Annotated in this window: 20 protein-coding genes; 8 read left to right on the top strand and 12 right to left on the bottom strand. The window is 63.0% G+C overall.

The window, feature by feature from the left end:
- Positions 1-4: 4 nt before the first annotated feature.
- Positions 5-424: an RNA polymerase-binding protein DksA gene (gene dksA, locus ATY78_RS04700; RefSeq protein WP_008525884.1), complete on the bottom strand. Its 420-nt coding sequence runs from the start codon at positions 422-424 to the stop codon at positions 5-7.
- 274 nt (positions 425-698) lie between these two features.
- Between dksA and ATY78_RS04695 the strand changes: the two genes are divergently transcribed.
- The 4 genes from ATY78_RS04695 to ATY78_RS04680 all read left to right on the top strand — a co-directional run bounded on the left by ATY78_RS04695 (position 699) and on the right by ATY78_RS04680 (position 4,649).
- Positions 699-1,193 carry a histidine phosphatase family protein gene (locus ATY78_RS04695; RefSeq protein ID WP_088681180.1) on the top strand — a complete coding sequence of 165 codons (495 nt, stop codon included), beginning with the start codon at positions 699-701 and terminating at the stop codon, positions 1,191-1,193.
- Between the two features lie 142 nt (positions 1,194-1,335).
- A complete protein-coding gene (locus ATY78_RS04690; protein WP_088681179.1) occupies positions 1,336-2,811 on the top strand; it encodes a YcjX family protein in 1,476 nt (491 codons plus the stop codon).
- On the top strand, positions 2,808-3,887 hold the full coding sequence (locus tag ATY78_RS04685; RefSeq protein WP_088681178.1) for a TIGR01620 family protein: 1,080 nt from the start codon (positions 2,808-2,810) through the stop codon (positions 3,885-3,887). Before ATY78_RS04690 ends, ATY78_RS04685 begins: the two co-directional genes overlap by 4 nt.
- A gap of 210 nt (positions 3,888-4,097) precedes the next feature.
- A complete protein-coding gene (locus tag ATY78_RS04680; RefSeq protein WP_088681177.1) occupies positions 4,098-4,649 on the top strand; it encodes a hypothetical protein in 552 nt (183 codons plus the stop codon).
- Positions 4,650-4,702: 53 nt separating this feature from the next.
- Here ATY78_RS04680 and folK read toward each other — a convergent pair whose 3' ends face one another.
- From folK to folP, 3 genes are read right to left on the bottom strand one after another with little or no spacing between them, the layout of a single operon-like run.
- Positions 4,703-5,221 (bottom strand): 2-amino-4-hydroxy-6-hydroxymethyldihydropteridine diphosphokinase, encoded by a 519-nt coding sequence (gene folK / locus ATY78_RS04675; protein ID WP_088681176.1) that lies wholly within the window; start codon positions 5,219-5,221, stop codon positions 4,703-4,705.
- Positions 5,214-5,579: a dihydroneopterin aldolase gene (folB, locus tag ATY78_RS04670; RefSeq protein ID WP_088681175.1), complete on the bottom strand. Its 366-nt coding sequence runs from the start codon at positions 5,577-5,579 to the stop codon at positions 5,214-5,216. Before folB ends, folK begins: the two co-directional genes overlap by 8 nt.
- The gene (gene folP, locus ATY78_RS04665) at positions 5,576-6,445 is read right to left on the bottom strand and encodes a dihydropteroate synthase (RefSeq protein ID WP_088681174.1); all 870 of its coding nucleotides are present in this window, start codon (positions 6,443-6,445) and stop codon (positions 5,576-5,578) included. Before folP ends, folB begins: the two co-directional genes overlap by 4 nt.
- 101 nt (positions 6,446-6,546) lie before the next feature.
- Here folP and ATY78_RS04660 point away from each other — a divergent pair, with 101 nt between their 5' ends.
- A complete protein-coding gene (locus ATY78_RS04660; protein ID WP_088681173.1) occupies positions 6,547-7,173 on the top strand; it encodes a DUF922 domain-containing protein in 627 nt (208 codons plus the stop codon).
- 425 nt (positions 7,174-7,598) lie between these two features.
- On the opposite strand, the gene ATY78_RS04655 is transcribed toward ATY78_RS04660, so the two are convergent.
- Positions 7,599-7,919, bottom strand: a complete 321-nt coding sequence (locus ATY78_RS04655; protein ID WP_011425597.1) for a 2Fe-2S iron-sulfur cluster-binding protein — start codon at positions 7,917-7,919, stop codon at positions 7,599-7,601.
- 202 nt (positions 7,920-8,121) lie between these two features.
- Positions 8,122-8,505, bottom strand: coding sequence for an Hpt domain-containing protein (locus ATY78_RS04650; protein WP_088681172.1), 384 nt, complete (start codon positions 8,503-8,505; stop codon positions 8,122-8,124).
- A gap of 465 nt (positions 8,506-8,970) precedes the next feature.
- Here ATY78_RS04650 and ATY78_RS04645 point away from each other — a divergent pair, with 465 nt between their 5' ends.
- Together ATY78_RS04645 and ATY78_RS04640 are read left to right on the top strand one after the other, a co-directional pair.
- On the top strand, positions 8,971-16,086 hold the full coding sequence (locus tag ATY78_RS04645; protein ID WP_088681171.1) for a hypothetical protein: 7,116 nt from the start codon (positions 8,971-8,973) through the stop codon (positions 16,084-16,086).
- A gap of 276 nt (positions 16,087-16,362) precedes the next feature.
- Positions 16,363-17,232, top strand: a complete 870-nt coding sequence (locus ATY78_RS04640) for a D-alanyl-D-alanine carboxypeptidase family protein (protein WP_088681170.1) — start codon at positions 16,363-16,365, stop codon at positions 17,230-17,232.
- A 27-nt stretch (positions 17,233-17,259) separates the two neighbouring features.
- Here the strand turns inward: ATY78_RS04640 and ATY78_RS04635 are convergent, their stop codons facing one another.
- From ATY78_RS04635 to ATY78_RS04615, 5 genes are all read right to left on the bottom strand, one after another.
- Positions 17,260-18,513, bottom strand: coding sequence for a sensor domain-containing diguanylate cyclase (locus ATY78_RS04635; RefSeq protein ID WP_088681169.1), 1,254 nt, complete (start codon positions 18,511-18,513; stop codon positions 17,260-17,262).
- A gap of 147 nt (positions 18,514-18,660) precedes the next feature.
- Positions 18,661-19,272, bottom strand: a complete 612-nt coding sequence (locus ATY78_RS04630) for an ABC-type transport auxiliary lipoprotein family protein (protein WP_088681168.1) — start codon at positions 19,270-19,272, stop codon at positions 18,661-18,663.
- A gap of 21 nt (positions 19,273-19,293) precedes the next feature.
- Positions 19,294-20,664: an MlaD family protein gene (locus ATY78_RS04625; protein ID WP_088681167.1), complete on the bottom strand. Its 1,371-nt coding sequence runs from the start codon at positions 20,662-20,664 to the stop codon at positions 19,294-19,296.
- Between the two features lie 9 nt (positions 20,665-20,673).
- Positions 20,674-21,513: an ABC transporter ATP-binding protein gene (locus tag ATY78_RS04620; RefSeq protein WP_088681166.1), complete on the bottom strand. Its 840-nt coding sequence runs from the start codon at positions 21,511-21,513 to the stop codon at positions 20,674-20,676.
- A gap of 1 nt (position 21,514) precedes the next feature.
- On the bottom strand, positions 21,515-22,684 hold the full coding sequence (locus tag ATY78_RS04615; protein ID WP_190237389.1) for an MlaE family lipid ABC transporter permease subunit: 1,170 nt from the start codon (positions 22,682-22,684) through the stop codon (positions 21,515-21,517).
- A gap of 101 nt (positions 22,685-22,785) precedes the next feature.
- Between ATY78_RS04615 and dgcA the strand changes: the two genes are divergently transcribed.
- A complete protein-coding gene (dgcA, locus tag ATY78_RS04610; RefSeq protein ID WP_088681164.1) occupies positions 22,786-23,769 on the top strand; it encodes an N-acetyl-D-Glu racemase DgcA in 984 nt (327 codons plus the stop codon).
- Here dgcA and ATY78_RS04605 read toward each other — a convergent pair.
- A complete protein-coding gene (locus tag ATY78_RS04605; protein ID WP_088681163.1) occupies positions 23,721-24,938 on the bottom strand; it encodes an MFS transporter in 1,218 nt (405 codons plus the stop codon). The genes dgcA and ATY78_RS04605 overlap by 49 nt on opposite strands.
- Positions 24,939-25,030: the final 92 nt, after the last annotated feature.

Here is a 25,030-nt window from a genome sequence, read left to right as displayed (position 1 = left end):
ATCGCTATTCGTCGCGATAGACTTTTTCGCGACGTTCGTGGCGCTCCTGCGCCTCGATCGACAGCGTCGCGATCGGGCGGGCGTCGAGACGCTTGAGGCCGATCGGCTCGCCGGTTTCCTCGCAGTAGCCGTAGGTGCCGTCCTCGATGCGCTGCAGCGCGGCGTCGATCTTGGAGATCAGCTTTCTCTGCCGGTCGCGGGCGCGAAGTTCGATCGCCCGGTCTGTTTCCGATGACGCACGGTCGGCGAGATCGGGATGGTTTGCGCTTTCCTCGGCCAGGTGGTCGAGTGTCTCGCGCGCTTCTCTAAGGATATCATTTTTCCAGGCTACCAGCTTAGCCCTGAAGTAGGCACGCTGGTTTACGTTCATGAACTCTTCCTCTTCCGAGGGAACGTAATTGCTAAGATCGATCTTCTCACTCAACGCGATTCTCCTGAAGAACATCTCATGGCGGGCTGTATATCCCAAGCGCTGGCCGCGATTCAAGCCAAATACGACAGGTAAACAGATTTTTAAATCTGTTACATTTTCCGGCTAACGGTCTATTTTATCATCATTATTCCGGCGGCCGTTTTTTGCTTCGCCTTCAAAACGCCGTGTTGTCGGCCAGGTTTTGGGCAGCCTTTGCACGCCTGGCGGTTGACGGCGGCTGATCGCAGCCGTTAGTGAAAAGACTTGCTCGATCCTGGATTTGCCCATGACCGTACCCCTGCCTCCGCCTAACCGCATCTATTTCCTGCGTCATGCCGAGGCGGCCTGGGCCGAACCCGGACAGCGCGATTTCGACCGGCCGCTGAATGAGAAGGGCTATGGCGATGCCGAGATCATCGCCGATAAGGCCGCCGACAAAGGTTTTCGCCCCGATCTCCTGATCAGTTCGACGGCTCTGCGTTGCCGCGCCACTGCCGATGCCGTCCACCGCGCGATGGGTGTCACGCTCGACGTGCGTTACGTCGATGCGCTCTATAACGCCACGGTCGGCACCTATATCGAGATCATCGATGCCCAGGATGCGGCAGCCGTCATGCTGATCGGCCACAATCCGACGATCGAGCAGGCGCTGGAGGCGCTGATCGGCCACGAAGCCATGGTGAGCGCCCTTCCCGGCGGCTTCCCGACGGCCGGCCTCGCCGTTCTCGATTTCGACGTATCGGCGGCCGCCTGGCGCCTGACCGATTTCCTGGTCGTCTGAAGCTTTTGCCGGGAATTGCGTTAAAACAAGAAGATAGAGAATTCTCGTGATTCGAAGAAAAACGGAAATGCTCTAGCCCCGCTTCTTTTTCGGGCGGAGCTCCCTTCCTATATTGCCGGCAGTTATCAACCGGAATCGCGCCTTGCCGCCACGCCTGACATCCCTCGCCGACGACGCCCGCATCGCGTTGGACAATCTTGCCGACAGGGCAAGCGGCCTCGTCAATCCGACCGTGCGGCTCGGCGTCACCGGCCTCTCCCGCTCCGGCAAGACGGTCTTCATCTCGTCACTGGTCCATAATCTCTTGCATGGCGGCCGCCTGCCGCTGTTCGAGCCGGTACAGTCCGGCCGCGTCTCGGCGGTGCGGCTGGAACCGCAGCCGGACGATGCCGTGCCGCGTTTTCAATACGAGGACCATATCCGCGCACTGGTGAAGGACCGCATCTGGCCGGATTCGACCCGCGCCATCTCCGAGCTGCGCGTCACGCTGGATTATCAAAGCGCCAGCGGCTGGAACCGCCTGTTCTCGCCCGGCCGCCTATCGATCGATATCGTCGATTATCCCGGCGAATGGCTGCTCGACCTGCCGCTGCTCGGCAAGGATTACCGCACCTTCAGCGAGGAGACGATCGCGCTTGCCGAAACCGGCGTCCGTTCCGAGCTGTCGCGCGGCTGGCTGGAGCTCACGCGCGCCGCCAATATCCATGCCGATGCCGACGAGATGGTCGCCCGCGATCTCGCCACCGCCTTTGCCTGTTATCTCAAGGCCTGCAAGGCCGACGAGCGCTCGCTTTCCACCCTGCCGCCCGGCCGCCTGCTTCTGCCCGGCGATCTAGACGGTTCGCCGGCGCTGACTTTTGCGCCCCTGGCCTTGCCGGCGAGCCGACATCCTGGCCGCGGTTCGCTCTGGGCGATGATGGAGCGGCGCTACGAGGCCTATAAGTCGGTCGTCGTCAAACCCTTCTTCCGCGAGCATTTCGCCCGGCTCGACCGTCAGATCGTGCTGGTCGATGCGCTGCAGGCGATGAACCGCGGTCCCGAGGCCGTGCAGGATCTGGAGCGCGCGCTGACCGATGTGCTCGCCTGTTTCCGCCCCGGCACCAATTCGCTGCTCTCTTCGCTGCTCGGCCGCCGCATCGACCGCGTGCTGGTCGCCGCCACCAAGGCCGATCATCTCCATCATGAGAGCCACGACCGGCTCGATGCGCTGACCCGCCGCCTCGTCGATCGCGCCATCGCCCGCATCGGCATGGCGGGTGCGGGCATCGATGTGATGGCGCTCGCCTCCGTGCGCGCCACCCGCGAGGCCACGGTCAAGCGTGACGGTCATGAGCTGCCTGTGATCGTCGGCACGCCGATGGAGGGCGAAACCATCGCCGGCGAGCGCTTCGATGGCCAGAAAAAGACCGCGATCTTCCCCGGCGACCTGCCGGAAGATCCGGAAAACCTGTTTGACCGCATTGCTTCGGGCAAGACCGTTGAGCCACTGCCCGACGTCAATGTCGTCAGGTTCCGCCCGCCGCATCTCGAAGAAACCGGCGGCGGCATCAAGCTGTCGGTGCCGCATATCCGCCTCGACCGCGCCATGCAGTTCCTGTTCGGAGACCGTCTCGCATGAGCAAGCCCCCATCCGATCCGACACGCCGCCCCCCCGCCGCCTTCACCTATGAGGAAGAGACTGCGGAACCGCGCGAAAATGGCCGGGGGCAACAGGCGCGGCGCAAGCCGGAAAGCTTCTCCGAGAACATCGTCGTCACGGCGGATGAGGACGATCCCTTCCTCAATCCCGACAAGGATCTGAGCGCGGTGCCGGTCGCAACGCCGCTGAAGAGGCGAACCTCCTTCGGCAAGATCGCCGCCGGGGCCTTCGGCATCCTGCTGTCGCTCGGCATCGGCCTCTGGACCGATCGGCTGATCCGCGATCTCTTCACCCGCGCCGATTGGCTGGGTTATGTCGCTCTTGGCGTGCTGGCAATCGGTATCCTCGCCGTGCTCGCCCTCGTCATCCGCGAGACCGCGGGCATGATGCGGCTTGCCGCCGTCCAGACCATCAAGGCCGAAGCAGAGGCCGCCATCCTCGAAACCAGGCCGGCAAAGGCGCGCGCCGTCGTCGGGCGTCTCTGCACTCTCCTTTCGGCCAATCCCGAGACATCGAAGGGCCGCGCGACGCTGAAGGCGACCGAGGGCGAAGTCATCGATTCCCCGCATCTGATTACGCTCGCCGAACGCGAACTGCTCGCTCCCCTCGATCGCAAGGCCCGGGCGCTCATCGTCAACGCTTCCAAGCGCGTTTCGATCGTCACCGCCGTCAGTCCGCGCGCCGTCGTCGATCTGCTCTATGTGCTCTATGAGGCCGTCCGCCTCATCCGCGCCATGGCCGAACTCTATGGCGGCCGTCCCGGCACGCTCGGCATGTTCCGCCTGCTGCGCGATGTGCTGGCTCACCTTGCAGTTACTGGTTCGATCGCCGTTGGCGACAGCCTCGTCCAGCAGGTGCTCGGCCATGGCTTGGCTTCCAAGCTCTCGGCCCGACTCGGCGAAGGCGTCATCAATGGTCTGATGACCGCCCGCATCGGAATCGCGGCCATGGATCTCTGCCGCCCGCTCGCCTTTCGCGCATTGAAAAGGCCGGGAATCGGAGATTTCATCGGCGATCTCACGCCTTCGATGTCACCGCGCGGCAACACTCCTTGAACACCGGAACAGTTCTGCAGCTTTTGCCATCCCCAAGGTAAGGTTGGATAAATTTAAGTAAATCCAATGCATTAGCGATAAAAATCTAAAATCCGGGCGGCTCCCAGCCTCGGCATTTCCTCGCATTCCGCCATGATGGAAAGGAAGGATTAACCATTATTCGGCAAAACTTACACTCAATTCGTGAGTGGTGTTTGCCAAGGAAAATCCATGTATTCGCGCAAGTTTCTCTTCGTTTGCGGCCTGGCCGCCGCGGCATTGTCTCCTGTCGCAGATGTCGCTCCGGCAGCCACGGCTGCGACCCGTGACAAGGCTTTCTTCGAATCCGTCACCGGCTCCTGGAAAGGCCCGGGCGAGATCGTCGCCGGCAAGTACAAGGGTACGAAATTCACCTGCAACCTGACCGGCGAACCGACCGACGACAGCAGCACCGGCATCAAGCTTGACGGCACCTGCCGCGTCGGCGTCTTCAAGCAGCCGATGACCGCCGTCATCTCGCAGTCCGGCTCCACCTACAAGGGCAAGTTCCTCGACGGCGCTGCCGGCAAGGGCCTCGACGTCGTCTCCGGCGCCGTGACCGAGGATACCGTCGTCGTCGGCATCAACCGCGCCAAGCTGAACGGCGCGATGATCGCCCGCGTGCGTGACGACAAGACGATGAACATCACCGTCTCGGTCAAGGTCGAAAGCCAGATGATCCCGGTCATCGGCCTGACATTGACCCGCCAGGTCGACGAAATCGCCGTCGGCTCCATTCAGTAAAACGGGATTGCAGGATCGTCCTGAAGCGGCGGGTTTTCCCGCCGTTTTCCGTTTCAGGCTTTCCGCCACCAGTCGCGGCTGCCATCGGCAGTCTCGATGCCGGCCACGTCGGCCTCATCAAGCCAGTCGCCGATTGCCCTGCCCTTGACCAGAAGGTCGGGCGCGATATCGGCCAGCGGCATCAGCACGAAACCGCGCTCGGTCATACGCGGATGCGGCAGTTCCAGCCGCGGCGCGTCCTGAACGACGTCACCATAGGTCAGCACGTCGATATCGAGCGTGCGAGGCCCCCAGCGCTCGACGCGCTCGCGTTTCATCTCGCGCTCGATCGACAGGCAGACATCGAGCAAAGCCTCCGGTGGAAGCAAAGTCTCGACGGCAGCGCAGGCATTGAAGAAGAAGGATTGGTCCGTCTTGCCCCAGGGCGGCGTGCGATAAAGCCGCGAGACGGCGGCGACACGGCAGTCATCTCGCCGGTCCAGGCTTTGCAGCGCAGCGGCCATCGCCTTGACCGGATCGCCGATATTGCCGCCGAGGCCGAGGGTGGCCGATTGCCATGCGGCCTCAGGCAAAGTGCTCAACGCTCACCTGCACGAAATCGAGTACGCCGGGCACCGGCGCATTCGGCTTGCGCACCGTGATCTTCGCCCGCCGCACCTGCGGAAATTTCTGACAGAGCCCCTTTGCGATATCGAGCGCCAAGGCCTCGATCAGGTAGCGGCGTTTGCCCGTGACGATCTCCTCGATCACCGTGAAGGCGATGCCGTAATTGACGGTGTCGTCGATCGAATCGCTTTCCAGCGCCTCGCCGCCGACGACATCGAGCTCCGCATCGACGAAGAAGCGCTGGCCGAGGAATTCCTCCTCGTCATGCACGCCATGGCGCGCGAAGAAGGCGCAGTTCTGCAGCGTGATCGTGTAGGTGGTCATGTCGGCCGCGTCCTCTCGAAATCCTGGCGGGCATTGAGCATAGCATCAGCGATATCGAGCGCATCCCTGTTGATTGCGACATTGTGCACGCGGAAAACCGCAGCCCCCTGAAGCCGCAGCAACGCGCTGGATGCAGCCGTCGCCGCGTCCCGGTCCGGCGCCTCCCGCCCGGTCACGGCGCCGAGAAACCGCTTGCGCGAGGTGCCGGCGAGCAGCGGCAGGCCGAAACGGGAAAGCTCGGAAAACCGCGCCATCAGCTCCAGGTTCTCCTCTGCCGTCTCCTTGGCGAAGCCGAAACCCGGATCGAGCACGATACGGTCGCTGCTGACGCCCGCTGCCGCGGCAATCGCAAGCGATGCTTTGAGGAAATGCATCTGGTCGGCGATCACGTCGGGAAGCTTCGCCCTGTCGCGGCCGGTATGCATGATGCAGAGCCCGGCCCCGGTCGCTGCGGCGATATCGGCAATATCGGGCTCCTTCTGCAGCCCGAAGACATCATTGACGATATGAGCGCCGGCGCTGACCGCAAGCCGCGCCGTCTCGGCGCGATAGGTATCGATTGATATCAGCGCCTCGGTGCGCCCGCGCAAGGCCTCGATGACGGGCAGCACGCGCGCCTGCTCCTCGGAAGGGCTTATGGTTGCCGCACCCGGCCTGGTCGATTCGCCGCCGATGTCGATGATGGCAGCGCCGTCGCTGACTGCCTGTAACGCATGAGCAACGACCGCATCCACGCTTTGGAAGCGCCCACCATCGGAAAAGGAGTCCGGCGTCACGTTGATGATCGCCATGATCGCCGAACGACGGCCGAGTTCGATCTCCCGGCCGTGGGCGACGCGCCATAAACTGCCTTCGAGCCCTGTCACCAGACTTATCCCATTGATGACGAAAAAACCGTCATCCGATATTGCGCTTGTGGTGGCTATGCCCCAAGCTCCAGCCGATTTCAACACGGGTTGCGTTCAGAATGCCGCTTGCAGTGCGTAATATGGTTCTTCCTGTCGCCTTTTCCATTGCTCTTTGCCTCTGCGGCCCAGCGGCAGCCGAAGTGATTGCATCGAAAAGCTATTCCTATTTCGACATTCGCGGCAAAACGGCGGATGAGCTCGACCGCGAACTCAGCCGGCGCGGCCCGACGGCGAGCGGCTCCTCGGCGCGCCATCCAGGCGCCACGAAGATCCGCTTCGGCGGCGAAGCCACCTATATCCAGGATGACGGCCGCTGCCGCGTCGGCAACGTCAAGGTCACCGTCCATACCCAGATCATCCTGCCGCGCTGGAGCAGCCGCAAGGGCGCCAGCAAGGAGCTCTCGATGATCTGGGATGCCCTGTCGAGCGATATCAAGCGCCACGAGGAGCGCCATGCCGAGATCGCCCGCAACCAGGCCCGCGCCATGGAGCGCGCCATCCGCGCACTGCCGGTCCAGCGCAGTTGCGAGGCCATGCAGGAACTCGTTTCCAACGAATCAGCTCGCGGTATAGAGGAGCACGACCGGCAGCAGGCGCAATTCGACCGGGTAGAGGCGGTCAATTTCCAGAAGCGCATGCTGAGATTGCTGAACAATCGAATCAACGGTCGAGCCGGCGCAAAATAAGGCTTTCTCAACTTGTCTGCGAGCGGAAAAACTTAGCCGCGCAACGAAACCTGTGCGAAACTTGCCCCCTCCCCAGCGTTTTAATGGTCATTTTTCATCCTGGCAGACTCAACCGGAACGCGTTAATATGAACACATTCGAAAGTTCAGGTACGGCATCTGCACTTTCATCGCTGGGTTCTCCTGGCGCGTTCCGAAGCCGCGGATGTTCCTCCCTCATCCGTTGGTAATGCGCCCGCCTCGCCTCGCTCGCACCAGCGCGCGAGGCGTCTTTTTTTGCCATACGAAGATCTGACGGCGACGGTTGCTGAAACGCAGGCGCGCTTGGAGCGCCGGGCGTCCTTTCGGACGCCAAGGACGCTCTAACTCTTCCAGTCCTCGCATCGCGCTTTCCGAAAACCGATTCCGATTTTCGGGCGGATGTGTTTAGGCTTGGCGTTCCGGCACGTGCACAACGAGCCCGTCATAGGCGGCCTTCATCCTGATCTGACAGGACAGCCGCGAGGTCGGGCGGACGTCGAAGGCGAAGTCGAGCATGTCTTCTTCCATCGCTTCCGGCTGACCGACCTTCTCGGTCCATTCCTCGTCGACATAGACATGACAGGTCGCGCAGGCGCAGGCGCCGCCGCATTCCGCCTCGATGCCGGGCACCGAATTGCGCACGGCATTCTCCATGACGGTGGAGCCTTGGTCGACGTCGAGGTCGAAGCGCGTGCCGTCGAAGGCGACGATGGTAAGTTTGGGCATCAGGACTATTTCCGGTCTTCTAATGGATGGGCGGATTTTCTTCCGACAATTCGACGCGTCAGTCAACATTCGGAAACTGGCCATAGCCTCGCAGATCGAGCCCTCGCCCGCCGTCTTCATAGCGTCATGAGGGACGTCGCAAAAAGACCCGTGGTTTCGCAATGAAACAACGGGCCTCGTTCGGACGATGGCTGGAGACAGCTCAGCCGCGGCAGAGCTTCAGGATGAAATTCTCGGCGTCGACGACGGCAGCGCCGAGCGCTGCCATCGCTCCGGCATCGCAGCCTGCTTCCTCGACGGCTTCCGCCGTCTGCGACACGCGGAACGCGCCGACGGAGCTTGCCGCCCCTTTGAGCCGGTGAGCCGCAGCGCCCGCGCGGCTTGTTTCACCGCTTGCTATATCTTGAAGGCAGGCGCGCGCCTGGCGCGCAAACATCTGAAGGACTTCGATTTCCAGCGTCTTGTCGCCCATCGTCTGCTTGGCGAGATGGACCAGGTCGATCGGCCGGACCTTCGAGGGACAGGGTCCCTTCGCATTGTCCGGCGCCTCGAATACGATGTTCAATGCTGCCATCTGGGCTGCCATTTGCCAATTCTCCCGTCTCGTATCGTCCGCAGTTGCTACAGTTCTGCGTCAGGAGGGTGGCCATCACGTTAAATTCCGGCACATTGAGGGCGGAAATCTCGCCATATGGTTAACGTGCGTTAAACATCCCTAAATTATTGGTTTTTAAGCGAGGCGCGGGATTCAAAGATGTTAACAACGGGTTAACGAGCCGTGAATCTCAAGCCTTCATTAATTGTGTCAAGAGCCCAGATGTGTCACTACGATACTGGTAGAGCGGGTTTATGGTACGCGCCTTTGCCGAGCGAGTGGATAATGGTAGTGTTTTGATACCTTCCGTTTGAAAAAGCGGCTATCTACTCTGAAATGACATGCTTATCCGTCCGCGGTTGGGATGGAAGGCTGGAACGGCGAAGTCGTTATCCGGGTAAGGCGGAACCCCGGGATGCGGTGCCGGACTGGCTGACAGTAACGAGGCATAACCGAATGGCGAACAACAAATATAATGAGTCGATCGAGGACAAGGCGTTCAAGGCATTGGACGAGGCGCTTCAGATCGATTTCGGCAAGGAAAACGTGCCGTCTCGCCGCGGCAGCGCGCCCCAGGCCCCGGAGGCTAATGTGTCTGAACCATCCAATGCGCGTAACCAGCAGGCCCAGGAAGAAGCTCAGCGCCGCAACCGGCGCGGTGGCGCCGGCGAGCAGGCTTCCAGGGCTTCGGCCTTTGCCCCGGCCAATGACGCCAGCCGCAACACGCCAGCCTCCATCCTGAAATCCTTCGACGGCGCCTCCAGCCGCTCGGCCGTGCGCACCGCCACGCTCTTCTCCGCCCTTTGGGTCATGGGCGGCCTCGGTCTGATGTCGCTGCTTTATGCGCCGCAGATCTGGCAGATCCGTTCGATCGCCGATCTCGTCGCCCTACCCAGCGTCATCGCCGGCCTCGTCGGCATCATCATTCCGGTGATGATGTTCTATGCCTTTGCCATCATGATCTCCCGCGCCCAGGACATGCGCAACGCCGCCCGCTCCATGGCGGAGGTGGCATTGCGCCTCGCAGAGCCGGAAACCATTGCCTCCGAGCGCATCATGACCGTCGGCCAGGCCGTGCGCCGCGAAGTCTCCGCGATGAACGAGGGCATCGAGCGCACCATCGCGCGCGCCTCCGAGCTGGAAACGCTCGTCCATTCCGAGGTCAACGCGCTCGAACGCTCCTACGCCGACAACGAACTGCGTGTGCGCGGCCTCGTCCACGAACTCGGCTCCGAGCGCGAAGCGATCGTCAACCATGCCGACCGCATCCGCACCTCGATCGGCAGCGTCCACGACCAGCTGAAGGAGGAGCTGTCGCTGGCGACCGAAGAGATCGCCGTGCGTCTCGCCACGTCGGGCGAAGCCTTCGCTTCGCTCATCGACACGCGCGCCGCGACGATCCTCGAAAAATCGGACGCCGCGCTGCAATCGATGGGCAGCCTGCTCGCCGCCAAGACCGACAGCCTGCTTCAGACACTGAACGCGTCCGGTTTTGCGCTCGCCACCGAATTTGACGACCGCCTCGAAGCGCTTTCGGTCAATCTCAATGAACATGGCGAAAGGCTGCTCAGCCAGTTCGAGACGCGCGCCTCGACCATGGACAGCAGCACCGAGAAGCTGAACGCGGCGCTGAACGAGCGCACGCATCAGCTGAACGAGATCCTGATCGCCCGCACCCGCGAGATCAATGAGAGCCTGACCTCGGGCGAACGCACCATCAGCGGCACGCTCGACGACGTCCTGTCGAAGCTGAACAGCGCGCTCGACGAAAAGGGTGCAAGCTTCCGCCAGAGCCTGCAGAGCACCGCCGACGATGCCGTCATGGATCTCGACGTCCGCTCCGGCTTCTTCGAGGAGCGGCTGCAGACGACCGTCGCCCAGCTGTCGACCGCCTTCGACGAGCGCGTGGCCGAATTCACCAGCGCTTTCGACAAGCGCACCGGCTCGCTCGACACCAAGCTGATGGAGAGCCTTGCCCGCATCAACGAGACGCTGACCGGCGGTTCGGATTCGATCGAGGGCATCCTGAGCTCCAGCATCGAGCGGATCGGCTCCTCGATTACCGACCAGTCGCTGGCGCTCGCCACTGCGCTCGCCACCGGCCATGAAGTGCTGGAAAGCGCGCTCGGCACCCGGACGGACGAAATCACCACCGCACTCGCCAGCCGCACCGGCGAACTGACCTCGGCGCTGCAGAGCGCCACTTCGGACATCGCGCTGGCGCTTGCATCTGGTACCTCCGACCTGCAGAACAATCTTCAGGCCCGCTCGGCCGAATTCCGCGACACGTTGCGCACCACCACCACCGATCTCACGACCGCCGTTGCCGCCGGCACCGAGCAGGTCACGACGGCCTTCGGTGGCCGCGCCGAGGAGCTGACCGGCGTCCTGGCCGCGCGCGCCGCAGAAATCCGCGAAGCGCTCGGCACGGCCCACGAGCGTATCGACAGCGTCATGGCGGAGCGCGGCGACGCGCTTGTCGATGCACTGACCACCCATCACGGCCGTTTCGAGGAAGCGCTGACCAGCCGCTCCGACGCCATCATCAATGCGGTCTCAGGCACCCATGACCGTCTTGCCGAAACGCTTGACGAAAAGGCGATGGCACTTGCCATTTCCTTGAACGAGAGCCAGGCCCGCATCGAGGATACGCTCGAAACCCGCTCCGAGGCGCTGCTCAGTGCCGTGTCCGGCACCCATGACCGCCTTTCCGAGACGCTTGATGAAAAGGCGATGGCGCTCGCCATTTCCTTGAACGAAAGCCAGAGCCGCATCGAAGACACGCTGGAAACCCGCTCCACGGCCTTCCTGAACGCGGTCACGGGCACACATGATCGCCTGTCGGAAACGCTGGATACGAAGGCGGCGGCCCTGACGACCTCGCTCGACGAGCGCCATGCGCGCATCGAGGATGCGCTCGGAACGCGCGCCGAAGCATTGCTGAACAGCGTGTCCGGCACGACCGACCGGCTTGCCGAAACGCTCGATGAAAAGGCGATGGCGCTTGCCATTTCCTTGAACGAGAGCCATGCCCGCATCGAGGATACGCTCCAAACCGGTTCCGCAGCCCTGCTGAACGCCGTCTCCGGCACCCATGACCTCTTTGCCGAGACGCTGGAAGGCAAGGCGGCGGCCTTCGCCACCTCGCTGAACGAGACCCAGGCACGCATCGAAGATACGCTCGAGGCCCGCTCCGCAGCCTTGTTGCATGCCGTCTCCGGTACCCATGACCGTCTCTCCGAGACCCTTGATGAAAAGGCGATGGCGCTTGCCATCTCATTGTCCGAGACCCAGGCACGCATCGAAGATACGCTGGAGACCCGGTCGGCGGCGCTGCTGCATGCGGTATCCGGCACCCATGAGCGCCTGTCCGAGACGCTCGACGAGAAGGCGATGACGCTCGCAATCTCTCTCAACGAGAGCCAGTCCCGGATCGAAGACACGCTGGAAGCCCGCTCCGAAGCCTTCCTCAAGGCCGTCTCCGGCACGCATGAGCGCCTCTCCGAAACGCTCGACGAGAAGGCATCGGCAATTGCCGCCTCGCTCAACGAAGGCCAGAGCCGTCTGCAGGATACGCTGGAAACCCGCTCGGAATCCTTCCTCAGCGCGATCTCCAGCACCCACGACCGCCTGACCGAGACCTTCGACGACCGGGCGATGGCGCTTGCCATCTCCCTGAACGAGAGCCAGAGCCGTCTCGAAGAAACCCTGACATCAGGCGCCGATGCGATCACCAATGCCGTCTCCGGCACGCATGAACAGCTGAACGGTGTGCTCGACCAGAAGGCAGCCGCCCTCGCCGCTTCCTTGAACGACGGCCAGGCTCGCCTCGAGGAGGCCCTGGGTCATCGCACCGCCGCGATCATCAACACTGTCACCGCCAGCCATGACCGCCTCACCGATTCGCTCGATGAAAAGACCATGGCGCTCGCCATTTCGCTCGACGACAACCAGAGCCGCTTCGACAGCGCGCTGGAAGCCCGCAGCAACGCCATGATGGAAGCCGTCGCCAATGCCGAGGCCCGTGTTGCCGGCGCCTTCGCCGACAAGACCGACGCGATCCACGCCGCCTATACCGACAATCAGCAACGGCTTGAAAATGCTCTTTCCGGGCACAGTGCGGCTCTCTCCGGCGTCCTCGATGCCGGCGGTGCACGCTTCGAGGATATCGTCGGCGGCCTGACCGGCCGTATCGAAGGCCGCCTGGCCGATGCCCATGCGCGGCTCGGGGGCCTTGCAGACGAGGCCGCGGCGCGTATCGAAGGCGGGCTTGCCTCCGCCCATGACCGTATCCGCACTACGCTCGACGATCGCGCCAACGCCATCGACCTGACGCTGAACCAGGCCCATGCGCTGATCAGCGATACGCTGACCGAACAGGCGACCAGCATCGGCACCTCGGTTGCGACGAGCGTCAGCATGCTCGAAATGTCGCTGGAGGAGCGCGAAGCTTCGATCCGCCAGGCGATCGATGCCAGCGCCCAGACATTGGAAGAGCGCATGCATGCCGGCGCCGGCCAGATCGCCGGTCGCTTCCAGGAAGCCGCAAGCGCGATTTCGACCTCCGCCCAGAATTTCTCCTCGCATCTCGACCAATCCGTGGAAAGCTTGACCGGCCGTTTCGAAGAAACGGGATCGCGGGTGGAAGCCGGCCTTGCGGCGATCGAGACCCGCATCCGCGACGGCGTCGGCGGCGTTGCCGAAAAGGTGGAAACGGTCGGCAGCCAGCTCTCCGGCGTGCTTTCCGACGGCATCTCCCGTCTCGGTGCGCTGAGCGAAGACGCCACCCGGCGCTTCTCGGCGACGCTCGAAGGCAGCACCGCAAACCTCACCCAGGCGATCGACAGCCGTACCGCCAATCTGGCCGAGACGCTGGACAGCCGCACCTCGATGCTCACCGGCGCCATCGACGGCCGCACGGCGAGCCTCGGCGAAACCCTCGATCGCGGCAATGAACGCATCGAGGAACGCCTCTCCACCATGGACCGCGCCTTGACCGTCGGCCTCGACGCCGTCAACCGCACCATCGAAGGCAAGGCCGCCGGTCTCGCCTCGACGCTGCGCAGCGCGGTTGCCGATGCGGCCCAGGGCATGGAAGGCGAAGCGACGAGAACCACCGAACTGCTCGGCAGGACAGGCCAGCAATTCGCCGAGGATCTCAACACCAAGAGCGACGAATTCACCCGCACCATGGACGAGCGCTCGTCGCAGATCGTCACCCGCGTCGCCGAGGCCCAGAGCCGGCTGGCAAGCCAGGCCGCCGCCGTCGCCCAGACCTTCTCGGAAGCCGGCAACGCCATCGTCAACAAGGTGGCCGAGGCCGAGACCATCGTCGGCACCCAGGTCAATGCGATCTCCAAGGCTCTGTCGGATGCCGGCCAGTCGCTTGAAGCGCGCGGCGATGCCATCCGCTCGACGCTGTCGGGCGCCGGCAGCGAGATTTCCACCACCATGGCGGATGTCGAGCGCGCCCTCGAGGCACGCAGCAGCGCCATCCGCTCCAATCTCGAAGAGCGTGTCCGCGAGATCGATACGACGCTCTCGGACATCGATCGGGCGCTCGAAGCGCGCGGCAATTCGATCCGCACGACGCTTGAAGAACGCAGCCGCGACCTCAACTCGATGCTGTCAGGCCGCTCGGTCGAACTGACGCGCATCCTCGACGAGACCGCCCGCCCGATCATCGACCGCTACACCGATGCCGGCGAGCAGGCCGCCGCCCGCATCACCGCGGCCGCCAACCTCAGCGCCGACCGTCTGCGTGCCGAAAACGAAGCGCTCGCCAGCGCCGTTGCCGCCCGCACCGAAAACGTCGCCAATGCCGTCAGCGCGATCGAGAACAGCCTGGTCGCCAACGTCAACGGCCTCGTCGAGCGCATGTCGGAAAGCAGCGCGGCGATGGCGATGATGATGAACCGCGCCGCCGAACAGCTGACGAGCGTCGACGGCCGCCTCGGCGATACCACCACACGCTTTGCCGACTCCGCCACCAAGGCCGCCGAGATGGTTTCCGCCTCGACCAGGCTTCTCGAAGGCAAGGTCGATCGCCTGTCCGACATTTCGGGCCAGACGCTGGCGCAGGTCGGCAGCATCATCGGCCGCTTCGACGAGCACTCCAAGGTTCTGACCCAGGCCTCGCATCTTCTCGGCGCCGCCCAGTCCAACCTCGCTTCGACGCTCGAAGAGCGCGAAAGCGCGCTGCAGGCGCTCTCCGTCGGCCTCGTTCAGCGCTCCGGCGAGATCGAGAAGACCATGCGCGGCCTCGGCGGCATGATCGAGACCGTGTTCGAGCGGGCGGAGCAGCGCTCCAGCCAGGTCACCGGCAATCTTCGCCAGGGCGTGCAGTCCTCCTTCGCCGATATCGGCCGTATTCTCACCGAAACCGAGAAGCGCGCCCAGGAGGCCGCCGAGACGATGCGCGAGGCGATCACCCGCGCCGGCGACGAAGCCAATACGACGATCGACGGCACCTTCGCCAATGTCGAGCGCCGCTCCGGCGATCTGTCCAACCGCATTCGCGGCGGTCTCACCGCCTCGCTGTCGGAAGTCGAGCGCATGCTCGGCGAGGCAGGCCGCGCCTCCGACGGTGCTGCCCAGCACATGCGGGAATCGCTGCGTGAAGCGATCGACGATGCGGTCGGCCGTTTCTCCGGCGCCACCGACGACATTCGCCGCTCGGCAGCCGATATCCGCAATGAGCTCGACGCCACCCGCGCCGAACTGAAGCGCGGCGCCTTCGACCTTCCCGAGGAAGCCAAGGAAAGCGCCTCGGCCATGCGCCGGGCCGTCGCCGAGCAGATCAAGGCGCTGCAGGATATCTCCCAGCTCGTCGGCCGCACCAGCCAGCGGTTGGAGATCTCCGAGCCCGTCGCCCGCACGCTCGCCCAGGCGCAGCCGGCTCCGCGCCCGGCTCAACCGGCCGTGGCCCAGCCGCAACAGCCGGCAGCCCGTCCGCCGATCGAGGCAACCGGCCTGCGTGGAACGATCGCGCCATCCGCACCCGCTGCCGCTCCCCAGCGCGCCGCCCAGCAGCCGGCGCCGGCTCGCCAGGAACCAGCCCGCCAGGAACCGGCCCGTCCGGAAAGCGAAAGCGGCGGCTGGATCAGCGATCTCCTGCGCGGCGCCTCGCGTGAGGAACCCGCCGAGGAGGCGCCCGCCCGCGCCCCTGCCCGCCAGGCCGAAGCGGCAGCACCGACCGCCCGCAGCAGTGACATCCGCAATCCGCGCCATGTCGTGGAATCGCTGAATTCGCTCTCGGTCGATATCGCCCGCGCCATCGATCACGACGCCTCGGTCGATCTCTGGCGGCGTTACCAGCGTGGCGAGCGCGACGTCTTCACCCGCCGCCTCTACACGCTGAAGGGCCAGCAGACCTTCGACGAAATCAAGCGCAAATACGACCGCGAACCGGAATTCCGCACCGCCGTCGACCGCTACATCGGTGATTTCGAAAAACTGCTCGCCGACGTCGCCCGCACCGACCCGAACCAGACCGTCTCGCAGTCCTACCTGACCTCGGACACGGGCAAGGTCTACACGATGCTCGCCCACGCCGCAGGCAGGCTCAGCTGAGCCTGCTCGTAACCGTCGATCTATTCGACCGAACAGGACAGAAAGCCGCCGTTTGAGCGGCTTTCGTTCGTTTATCGCTTGTCCTCTCTCCCTTTACGCCAACACTCTATAATCTTGACCCAACGCGGTGGGACAAAAGCGTCAGCTGTGGATGACCCTTTTTTATTGCCCTCTGTCCTTCATTCCGTCACAAACTTTTTCAATGCGCTACGATCAGGTGAACGGCTCGTTCGATCACTGGGCTCCTTTGACCAAACGACAGAGACAGCAACATTGATGACCAAGACGACATCCCGGTTTTTCGCCACCGCGCTCTCCTCCGCCATGCTGATGGGCACTTTCACCCTGGCTGAGGCCGGTCAGGCAAGCTTCGTCGTCGATGTGCATTCAGGGCAGGTCCTCGAAGCCTCCAATCAGGATGAGCTGAACTATCCGGCGTCGCTGACCAAGATGATGACGCTCTATCTCGCTTTCGAGGCCCTACATGACGGGCGCCTCAGCTGGGATCAGAAGCTCACCATGTCGGAAAATGCCGAGAGCAAGGAGCCTTTCAAGCTTGCCGTCGGCGCCGGCCGCAAGGTGACGCTGCGTGAAGCGGTCGAAGCAATCGTCGTGCTGTCGGCCAATGATGCCGCCGTGGCGATCGCCGAACAGCTCGGCGGCTCCGAGCCGGCCTTCGCAAAGACGATGACGGACAAGGCGCACCAGCTCGGCATGAAGGATACGGTCTTCAAGAACCCTTCGGGCCTTCCCGACCCCGAGCAGGTCACGACGGCGCGCGATATGGCGACCCTCGGCGTTTCGCTGATGCGGGACTTCCCCGAAGAATTCAAGCTGTTCTCCATGCGCGGCTTCCAGTTCCGCGGCATGAAGCTGCGCGGCCACAACAATCTCATGTATCGCTATGACGGCGTCGACGGCATCAAGACCGGCTACACCGATGCGTCGGGCTACAATGTCGTGACATCGGCTCTCAAGGATGGCCGCCGCGTGGTCGGCGTCGTCATGGGCGAAAAGACCGCAAGCTTGCGCGACGACAAGATGGCAGGCCTGCTGGACAACTATCTGCCGTCGTCAACGACCGGCACTGCGACCGCAGCCAGCCAGCCGGGAGCGACGATGACGGACGCGCAGCCGACGAAATAGGCTGCCGCTCCAGATTGCCGCGTTAGACTATCGGAACGCCACTTCCAGGTTTTGCCGATCTTGCGAGATCACCTTGCAATTCGTCTCGAATCCTTCCCCCTTGATGGCGAGAATGAATTCCGGGGGAATGCCTGTCGTATTGGACACTGAAATCCCGGCGCTCTCCGAGCCGATGGATTTGACGGTACAGTCGATGGTCGAGCGCCGGTCGTTGAACAAGATCGAACCCGCCTTCAGCACCCGCCGCCGGTCGCCGATGGCATGATCGGCGTGGATGGAGCTCCACGATACGCAACGATTCCGCCCACCGTGCTTGGCTCGGTACATCGCGGCATCCGCCTGGGCGAGCAGCGTCTCGATATCCTTGCTGACGATGGAAAGGGCCGACGTTCCCAAGCTGGCCGTCACGGTGAGCGAAACGTGATCGCCGGAGACGGGCTGGGAGCAGATGGCGGCCCTGAGCTTTTCGGCGACCGCGCCTGCCCCTTCCCGATCGATATGCGGCAGGAGAACGGCGAATTCCTCGCCTCCGATACGACCAAAGAGATCGCCGGCGCGAAGTGTGGCCTTGCAGATAGCCGCAACCGCCTTGAGAACCGCGTCTCCCGCGGCATGCCCATGCGTGTCGTTCACCTGCTTGAAATGGTCGATGTCGAAGACGATGCAGGAAAGGTCATGATGGTGGCGCAGCGCAAGCGAGATGAGCTGATCGGCCTCCTGCTTGAAAGCGCGCCGCGTCATCGCCTCCGTCAGGCCGTCGGTGGCGGCCGACTGCGTGAGCTCGATGCGATCCATCGCCGCGCCCGCAAGCTCCGTGAGAATGTCGAGATCTCTACTGCTGAACGATCTTGGGCGCCGGTCGATCGCGCATACCGTTCCGATCATGTGCCCGGCCTTCGTTCGCAGGGGAACGCCGGCATAGAAGCGGATATGGTCCTCTCCCGTCACTGCGGAATGTTTTGAAAAGCGAGCATCCTTCGTGGCGTCCTGCACGATAACAGGTTCATCACAGTCCACCACGCAGCGGCAGAAGGTGTCCTCAAGCGACACCTCGTCGGCCGACAGACCGGAACAAGCCTTGTACCATTGCCGGTGCCCATCGATCAGGGATACGATGCCGATGTCGATGGAAAATATCTGCTTGATCAGGCGGACGATCCGCTCAAAGCCTTCGTCCCTGGGCGTGTCGAGAATGTCGAGCTGCTGCAGCGCCGCCAAGCGAGCATTATCGCGCTGGATCGCTTCCGACGACGACTTTCCGAATACGCGTGCGACCACCATGCAGCATGCCTCCTGACAGCGTTAACATGATGCGTTCCACAAATTCATGAAGAAATTGAATACGATGGCGACCCCAACCCCATGGGACCAAATATTTTTCGGAATCAGCAACCCTTGATGTCGGCGCCGCAATCGCGAAACGCCATCTCAGATTGAGCGCAGCGTCCAGGTGACGATTTCGGAAGCAACCGTGGAGAAGGCGCGGTCGAGGCCCTTGACGAAACCGTCATTGCCGCCGCCGGCCGGCGCCGTGGCGCGGAACACCTTCTGGGCGCGCACCGCGCCGTTGCGGTCGTTGAGGATCTTGGCTGAAATCTCGACCACCGCCTGGTTGCCGTTCGAGGCATCGATTTCGAAGGAGCGGATATCGGTGACGACCTGATAGTCGATCGCCAGGCCCTGCCCCGGTATGCCGACGCCGCCAAGCTTGCCCGAATTTTCGAAGGCTTCCACCAGCTTCGACTGCACCATGCGCGGCAGCTTGTCGCCCCACTGCGCCCGCGAGAGATACTGGATTTCCGAAGACGAAACGCGGATGACTATCTGCTCGCTGTCGAGCGCTCTGAGTGCCGTCGGGCCGGCGATCAGGATCTGGCGGGATTTGGCAGCAGGCCCATCGCCATCGACGGCCGCGGAAAGATCATAGGTATCGTTCTTGGCTGAGGTGCCACAGCCCGACAGGATCAACGCAGTCAGCGGCAGCGCGACCACCGTTCCCTTGATCCACGAACGGCGCGACAACAAATGCGATGCGACCATATACGCTACCCTGCCTTCCCGTTAACGCCGCGTCCGGCCGTCATATTGCTTCACTGTGTCCCCGCCGAAGATCAGGCGTTGCGGGTTGCGGTCGAAGTTGGTGATCGTATCGTTCAGATTGTTCACGGTTCCACGCATGTCGTTGACGAGCGTCTGTACATCGCGCAGGCCGCCGCTCGAGAACTTCTGCAGATTGTCGGCGATCGGCCCGATGCGCGAATTCAGGTTGTCGGCGACCTTCTTAAACGATTCGAGCGTCGCGCGCGCCTCGGTGAACAGCGATTGCGTATTGTCGGTGCCGAGCAGCGCGTCGACCTTGATGAGAATGCCGTCGATGCGGGTCGAGGCCGAGTTCAGCTTGTTGGTAAGCTGCGAGACGTCCTGGATCGTCTGGTCGATGTCTTTCTTGCGGGCCGAAACCGTATCGGCGACATCGCGGATCGAGGCGACGGCGCTACGCGCATCCTTGGTCGCCTGCGCTATGTCGTCGACGGAGCCTTTAATCTTTGCCGGGTCGATCTGGGCGACGAGCGTGTCGACGCGGTCGAGCGTCGCCTGCGCCTGCTTGCCGAAATTGTTGAAGGTGGTGGCCGTCTCGTCGAACTTCTGGATCGCGCCCTTGAGGTCGCCCGATGCGTCGGCGACATTGGCCGTGATTTTCTCGGCATTGGAGACGATGTTGTCGATCTTCTGAGCGTCAACCGCCTTAACCAGCGATTCCACCGCTTGAAGCGTCGAATCGACACGGCCGGAAACCGCCTTCACCGTATTGGAGAGTTCGCCGACGCTCTGCAGGAAGGCGTCGATATTATCGGAATTCTTCGCAAGCGCATCCGAGAAGGTCTCTGCATTCTTGAACGTCTGGGTCAGCGGAGCGCGCGAATCCTGAATGAAGCCCTGGAGTTCGCCGACCGCGTCATTGGCGCGATCGAGGATCTTGTCGGCCGTCGCCAGGAGATTGGTGACACTCGACTGGTCGGCGACGATGACGGCCCGTTTGCCGTTGTCGATCGCGTGTTTCAGGATGCTTTCCTCGCCCTTCCGGCCGCCGGACAGTTCGATATAGGCAGCACCCGTCAGGCCTTGGATTTCAAGGGCGGCCTTGGTGGAAGGGTAGATCGGCGCATCGGTGCGCACCTGGGTGAAGGCCAGTGAATATTGCGGATCGTCGGCATCGATCGACAGTGTCTGCACCGAGCCCACCTGGATGCCGTTGAAGCGCACCGGCGAGCCGACGCTGAGGCCGTTCGCCGAGCCCGGAATACGCACGATCAGTTCCGTCATCGGGCCGCCGCGGCCGTATTCGGCCATCCAGTAGACGAAGCCGAAGGCCGCCGCGATCACCAGCACCGTGAAAAAACCGACGATCGTATAATTGGCTTTGGTTTCCATCTTATCCGGTCACTTTCCGCTGCTGCCGTGCCGCGCGGCATCGTCCTGCGGCACGATCGATCGCGCCCGCTTACCTTTGAAATAGGCCTGCACCCATGGGTCGTCATAGGCCAGCATGTCGTCGATCGTGCCTTCCACCATTACCCGCTTCTTTCCGAGCACGGCAATACGGTCACAGACCGAAAACAGGCTATCGAGGTCATGTGTGACCATATAGACAGTCAGCCCCAGACTATCGCGCAGGTTGGCGATCAGTTCGTCGAATTCGGCCGCGCCGATCGGGTCGAGGCCCGAGGTCGGCTCGTCGAGGAAGACGAGTTCCGGATCGAGCGCCAGCGCGCGGGCAAGGGCTGCGCGCTTGATCATGCCGCCGGACAGTTCGGAGGGGTATTTGTCGGCGGCGTCGGCCGCGAGCCCCACCATGCGGATCTTCAGATGCGCCAGCTCGTCCATCAGCGAGCGCGGCAGATCGAGATATTCGCGCATCGGCACCTGGATGTTTTCCTTCACCGTCAGCGACGAGAACAGCGCCCCCTGCTGGAACAGCACGCCGAGCCGCATGTCGAGCGCGTTGCGCTGCGGTTCGTCGAGTTCGTCGAAATCCTGGCCGAGGATCTTGATCGTGCCGGAGCGGCGGGGCAGGAGCCGGAGCACCGTGCGCATCAGCACCGATTTGCCGGTGCCCGACGCGCCGACGAATCCGAGGATCTCGCCGCGATAGATATCGAGGTTCAGATTGTCGAGCACCACTTTCGAACCGAAAGCAACGGTGACGTCGCGCGCCGAGAGCACGATATCCCTGCCCTGTCCTTCGTTTTCGATCGGTTGCTCGTCCACGCTGCCCGCCATGCTAGAAATCGATCGCTGCATAAAACATCGCAAAAAGCCCGTCCATCAGGATGACGACGAAAATCGCCTTCACCACGGAGGCCGTCACGTGCTGGCCGAGCGATTCGGCGCTGCCACCGACCTTCAACCCTTCAACGGCGGCGACGATACCGATGACAAGCGCCATGAACGGCGCCTTGATCATGCCCGACAGCACAGTCGACAGCGTCACCGCCTCATGCAGGCGCGCCAGGAAATTGGCGAACGTGATGCCGGAATAACCCCAGGCGACGACGGCAGCCCCCGCCAGCGAAGCGAAATTCGCCAAAACAGTCAGAAGCGGCAGCGCGATGGTCAGCGCCACCAGCCTGGGGAAGATCAGCACGCCGATCGGGTTCAGCCCCATCACTTTCAACGCGTCGATCTCTTCGCGCATCTTCATCGAGCCGATTTCGGCGGTGATCGCGCTGCCGGAGCGGCCGGCGATCATGATCGAGGTCAGCAGCACGCCGATTTCGCGCAGCTGCAGAATACCGACGAGATCGACGACGAAAACCTCAGCCCCGAAATAACGCAGCTGGAAGGCGCCCTGCTGGGCGATGATCGCACCGATCAGAAACGACATCAGCAGGATGATCGGAACGGCGCGCACGCCCATATGGTCGATCTGGTTGACGATCGAAGCCGGCGAAACGCCGCTGCCGCGCCCGAGCTTCATCTGCGCGCCGCGCACCGCCGAGCCGAGGATATACATGGAGGCGGCGAGATTGTCCCAGATGTCGTAGGTCATCTTTCCCACAGGCGTGAAGATGCGCGTGGCCAGCGAGACCTTTTCCCTCTGCTCCGGCTCCACTTTGGCCGGCTCCTCGGAAAACATTTCCAGCATTTCGTCGATATGCGGATTGGTGCCGACGAATCGGATCGTCCGCCCGGCGGACTCCTCTTCCTTCTTCAGACGGCACAGAAGCCAGATACCGGCGGTGTCGATGTCTGATACATTCGACAGGTCGACCGTCAAATTGCCGGCCTTCTGACGCAGAAGCTTTTCAAGATCACGCAGAACGAAATGCACATAGGCGCTGCGCCAGTTGCCGCTGAGACGCACATGCTGCCCCGAACCATCGGCATGGTCGTCCACTTCAAGCGAGGCGGCGTTGCGGTTCTCGGCGTTCAAGATACTTGTGTCTTTCAAGGCTTACGGCGACATTGCCGACTCGCGAAGCGGTCGTTCGCCGCCCGGCGCGTCAATATACAGAAGCAACGTCCAATTTCCATGCTCGCAGGACAGCAATAATGCCGCGCACCCTCGATATCCAGATGAATTCCTTTCCGATTGCCGGCGCCTTCACCATCTCGCGTGGGGCTAAGACCGAGGCCGAGGTCATCACCTGCGCGCTCACGGAAGACGGCGCTCACGGACATGGCGAATGCGTGCCCTATCGCCGCTACGGCGAGACCATGGAGAGCGTTTTCGCCCAGATCGAGGCCGCGCGCCCGCTGATCGAATCCGGCATCTCGCGCAACGATCTCCTGTCGGCGATGCCGCCGGGTGCGGCCCGCAACGCCGTCGATTGCGCCCTTTGGGATCTCGAAGCGAAACGGACACGCCAAACCGCCGCCGCCCGCCTCGGCCTTACTGCGCTCCAACCGCTCACGACAGCCTACACCATCTCGCTCGGCGAGCCGGAGGTGATGGCTGCGCAGGCGCGCGAACATGCCGGCCGTCCGCTGCTCAAGGTCAAGGTCGGAACCGGCGACGATGAAAGCCGCATCCGTGCCGTTCGCGCGGCCGCGCCCGATGCGGCGATCATTCTTGACGCCAACGAGGGCTGGCCCGAGGCGGTGCTGGAACGTCATCTCCATATTGCCGCCAAGGCCGGTGTCGTCCTCGTCGAGCAGCCGTTGCCGGCCGGCCGCGATGCGCTGCTTGCCGAAATCCGCCGCCCGCTCCTCGTCTGCGCCGACGAGAGCGTCCACCACACCGGCGATCTCGCAAGCCTTGCCGACCGCTACGATGCAATCAACATCAAGCTCGACAAGACGGGCGGCTTGACGGAGGCCCTGGCGATGAAGGCGGAAGCCGAGCGGCTCGGCTTTTCCATCATGATCGGCTGCATGGTCGGCACGTCGCTTGCGATGGCGCCGGCCGTACTGCTCGCCCAGGACGCCGATTTCGTCGATCTTGACGGCCCGCTGCTGCTGGCCCGCGACCGCGAGCCCGGCCTGCGCTACGCCGCTTCCCTGGTCTTTCCGCCGGAAAGCGCCCTCTGGGGCTGAAGGTAATAGGCCGATATGACGAGCCCGAGGCCGCAGAGCGCGACCAGCGCCATGACGTAATAGCTGACGATGCCGAGCCAGGCGTAGAGATAACCCGACGCGATGGTCATCAGCCCCATCGCCATGCCGACATAGAAGAAATAGGCGCCCTGCGCCGAGGATTCCTGCGTCTCCTGCACAGTCGCCACGATCCGCCGCTGCACGCCCGTATGGACGAAAGCATAGGTGAAGCCGTGAAAACACTGCAGCAGGAAGAATCCGGCAAAGCCCGTATTCATGGGAAACAGAATCCAGCGGCAGACGCTGACGGCGCAGCCGAAGCGGATCAGCGTCCAGGCATCGAAGCGCCGGTTGAGGCGCTTCGACAGGAAGAACACCGTCACCTCCGACGCCACACCGGCGCTCCACAGCAGGCCGACCTCAGTGCCGGAAAAGCCGAGCTGATGCCAATAGATCGAGGAGAAAGCATTGAGCACCGCATGGCTCGACTGCTGGATGGCGACACCGATCAGGAGCAGCAGCAAATGCGGCTCGCGCAGGCCGCTGCCGGTGGCGGCCGGAAGGTCGATCGGCTGGCCGCGCCGCCGCGTCGGCCCGATCCGCGGACAGAAGATCGCCATGACGACGGTCATCGTAAAGCCGAACACCATGACGACGAGTACCATGCCGCCGCCCCACCGGCTGATCAGTTGGCCCCCGACCAAGGTCGAAACGATGAAGGCGATCGAGCCCCACACGCGCATCGATCCATAATCCAGCCCCCAGCGGCGTACACCCGAAATGACGATCGATTCGACGACGGGCAAATAGGGCGCGAAGGTGGCGCCTTGCAGCGCGAAGACGATCGTCACCGGCCAGAAGCTGGTCGTCCAGTAGAGCGCGACCGCCGTCAGCAGCGACAGGCCGCCAGACCAGAGAAGAACATCGGCGCGCTCCTTCAGGCGGTCGGCAATCATGGCGACGACAGGCGCCACCAGCACGCGGACGACCATCGGTATGGCAAGGATGATGCCGATCTCGTGATCGCTGAAACTGTGGGTTTCGAGCCATACGGGGAAGAACGGCAGAACGACGCCGTTGACCAGCAGCGGCGCGCAATAGGAAAGCGCGCTGAGCAGCCGGAAGCGCGGCGGCGCTCCCTCACCAGGGGCATGTTGAGCGGGAATCATGGGTGGACCTGAAGGAAACTTGACCTTGTCCTAACACACCACCCGGAGGGCGACTATTGCGAGAAATAGCCGTCCTGAAACGTTTTAGAAAA

The sequence above is a fragment of the Rhizobium sp. R635 genome (assembly GCF_002211285.1).
GTDB lineage: Bacteria > Pseudomonadota > Alphaproteobacteria > Rhizobiales > Rhizobiaceae > Rhizobium.
The sequence above is the reverse complement of the archived record's forward strand: the minus strand, read 5'-3'. Positions and strand labels throughout refer to the sequence as shown.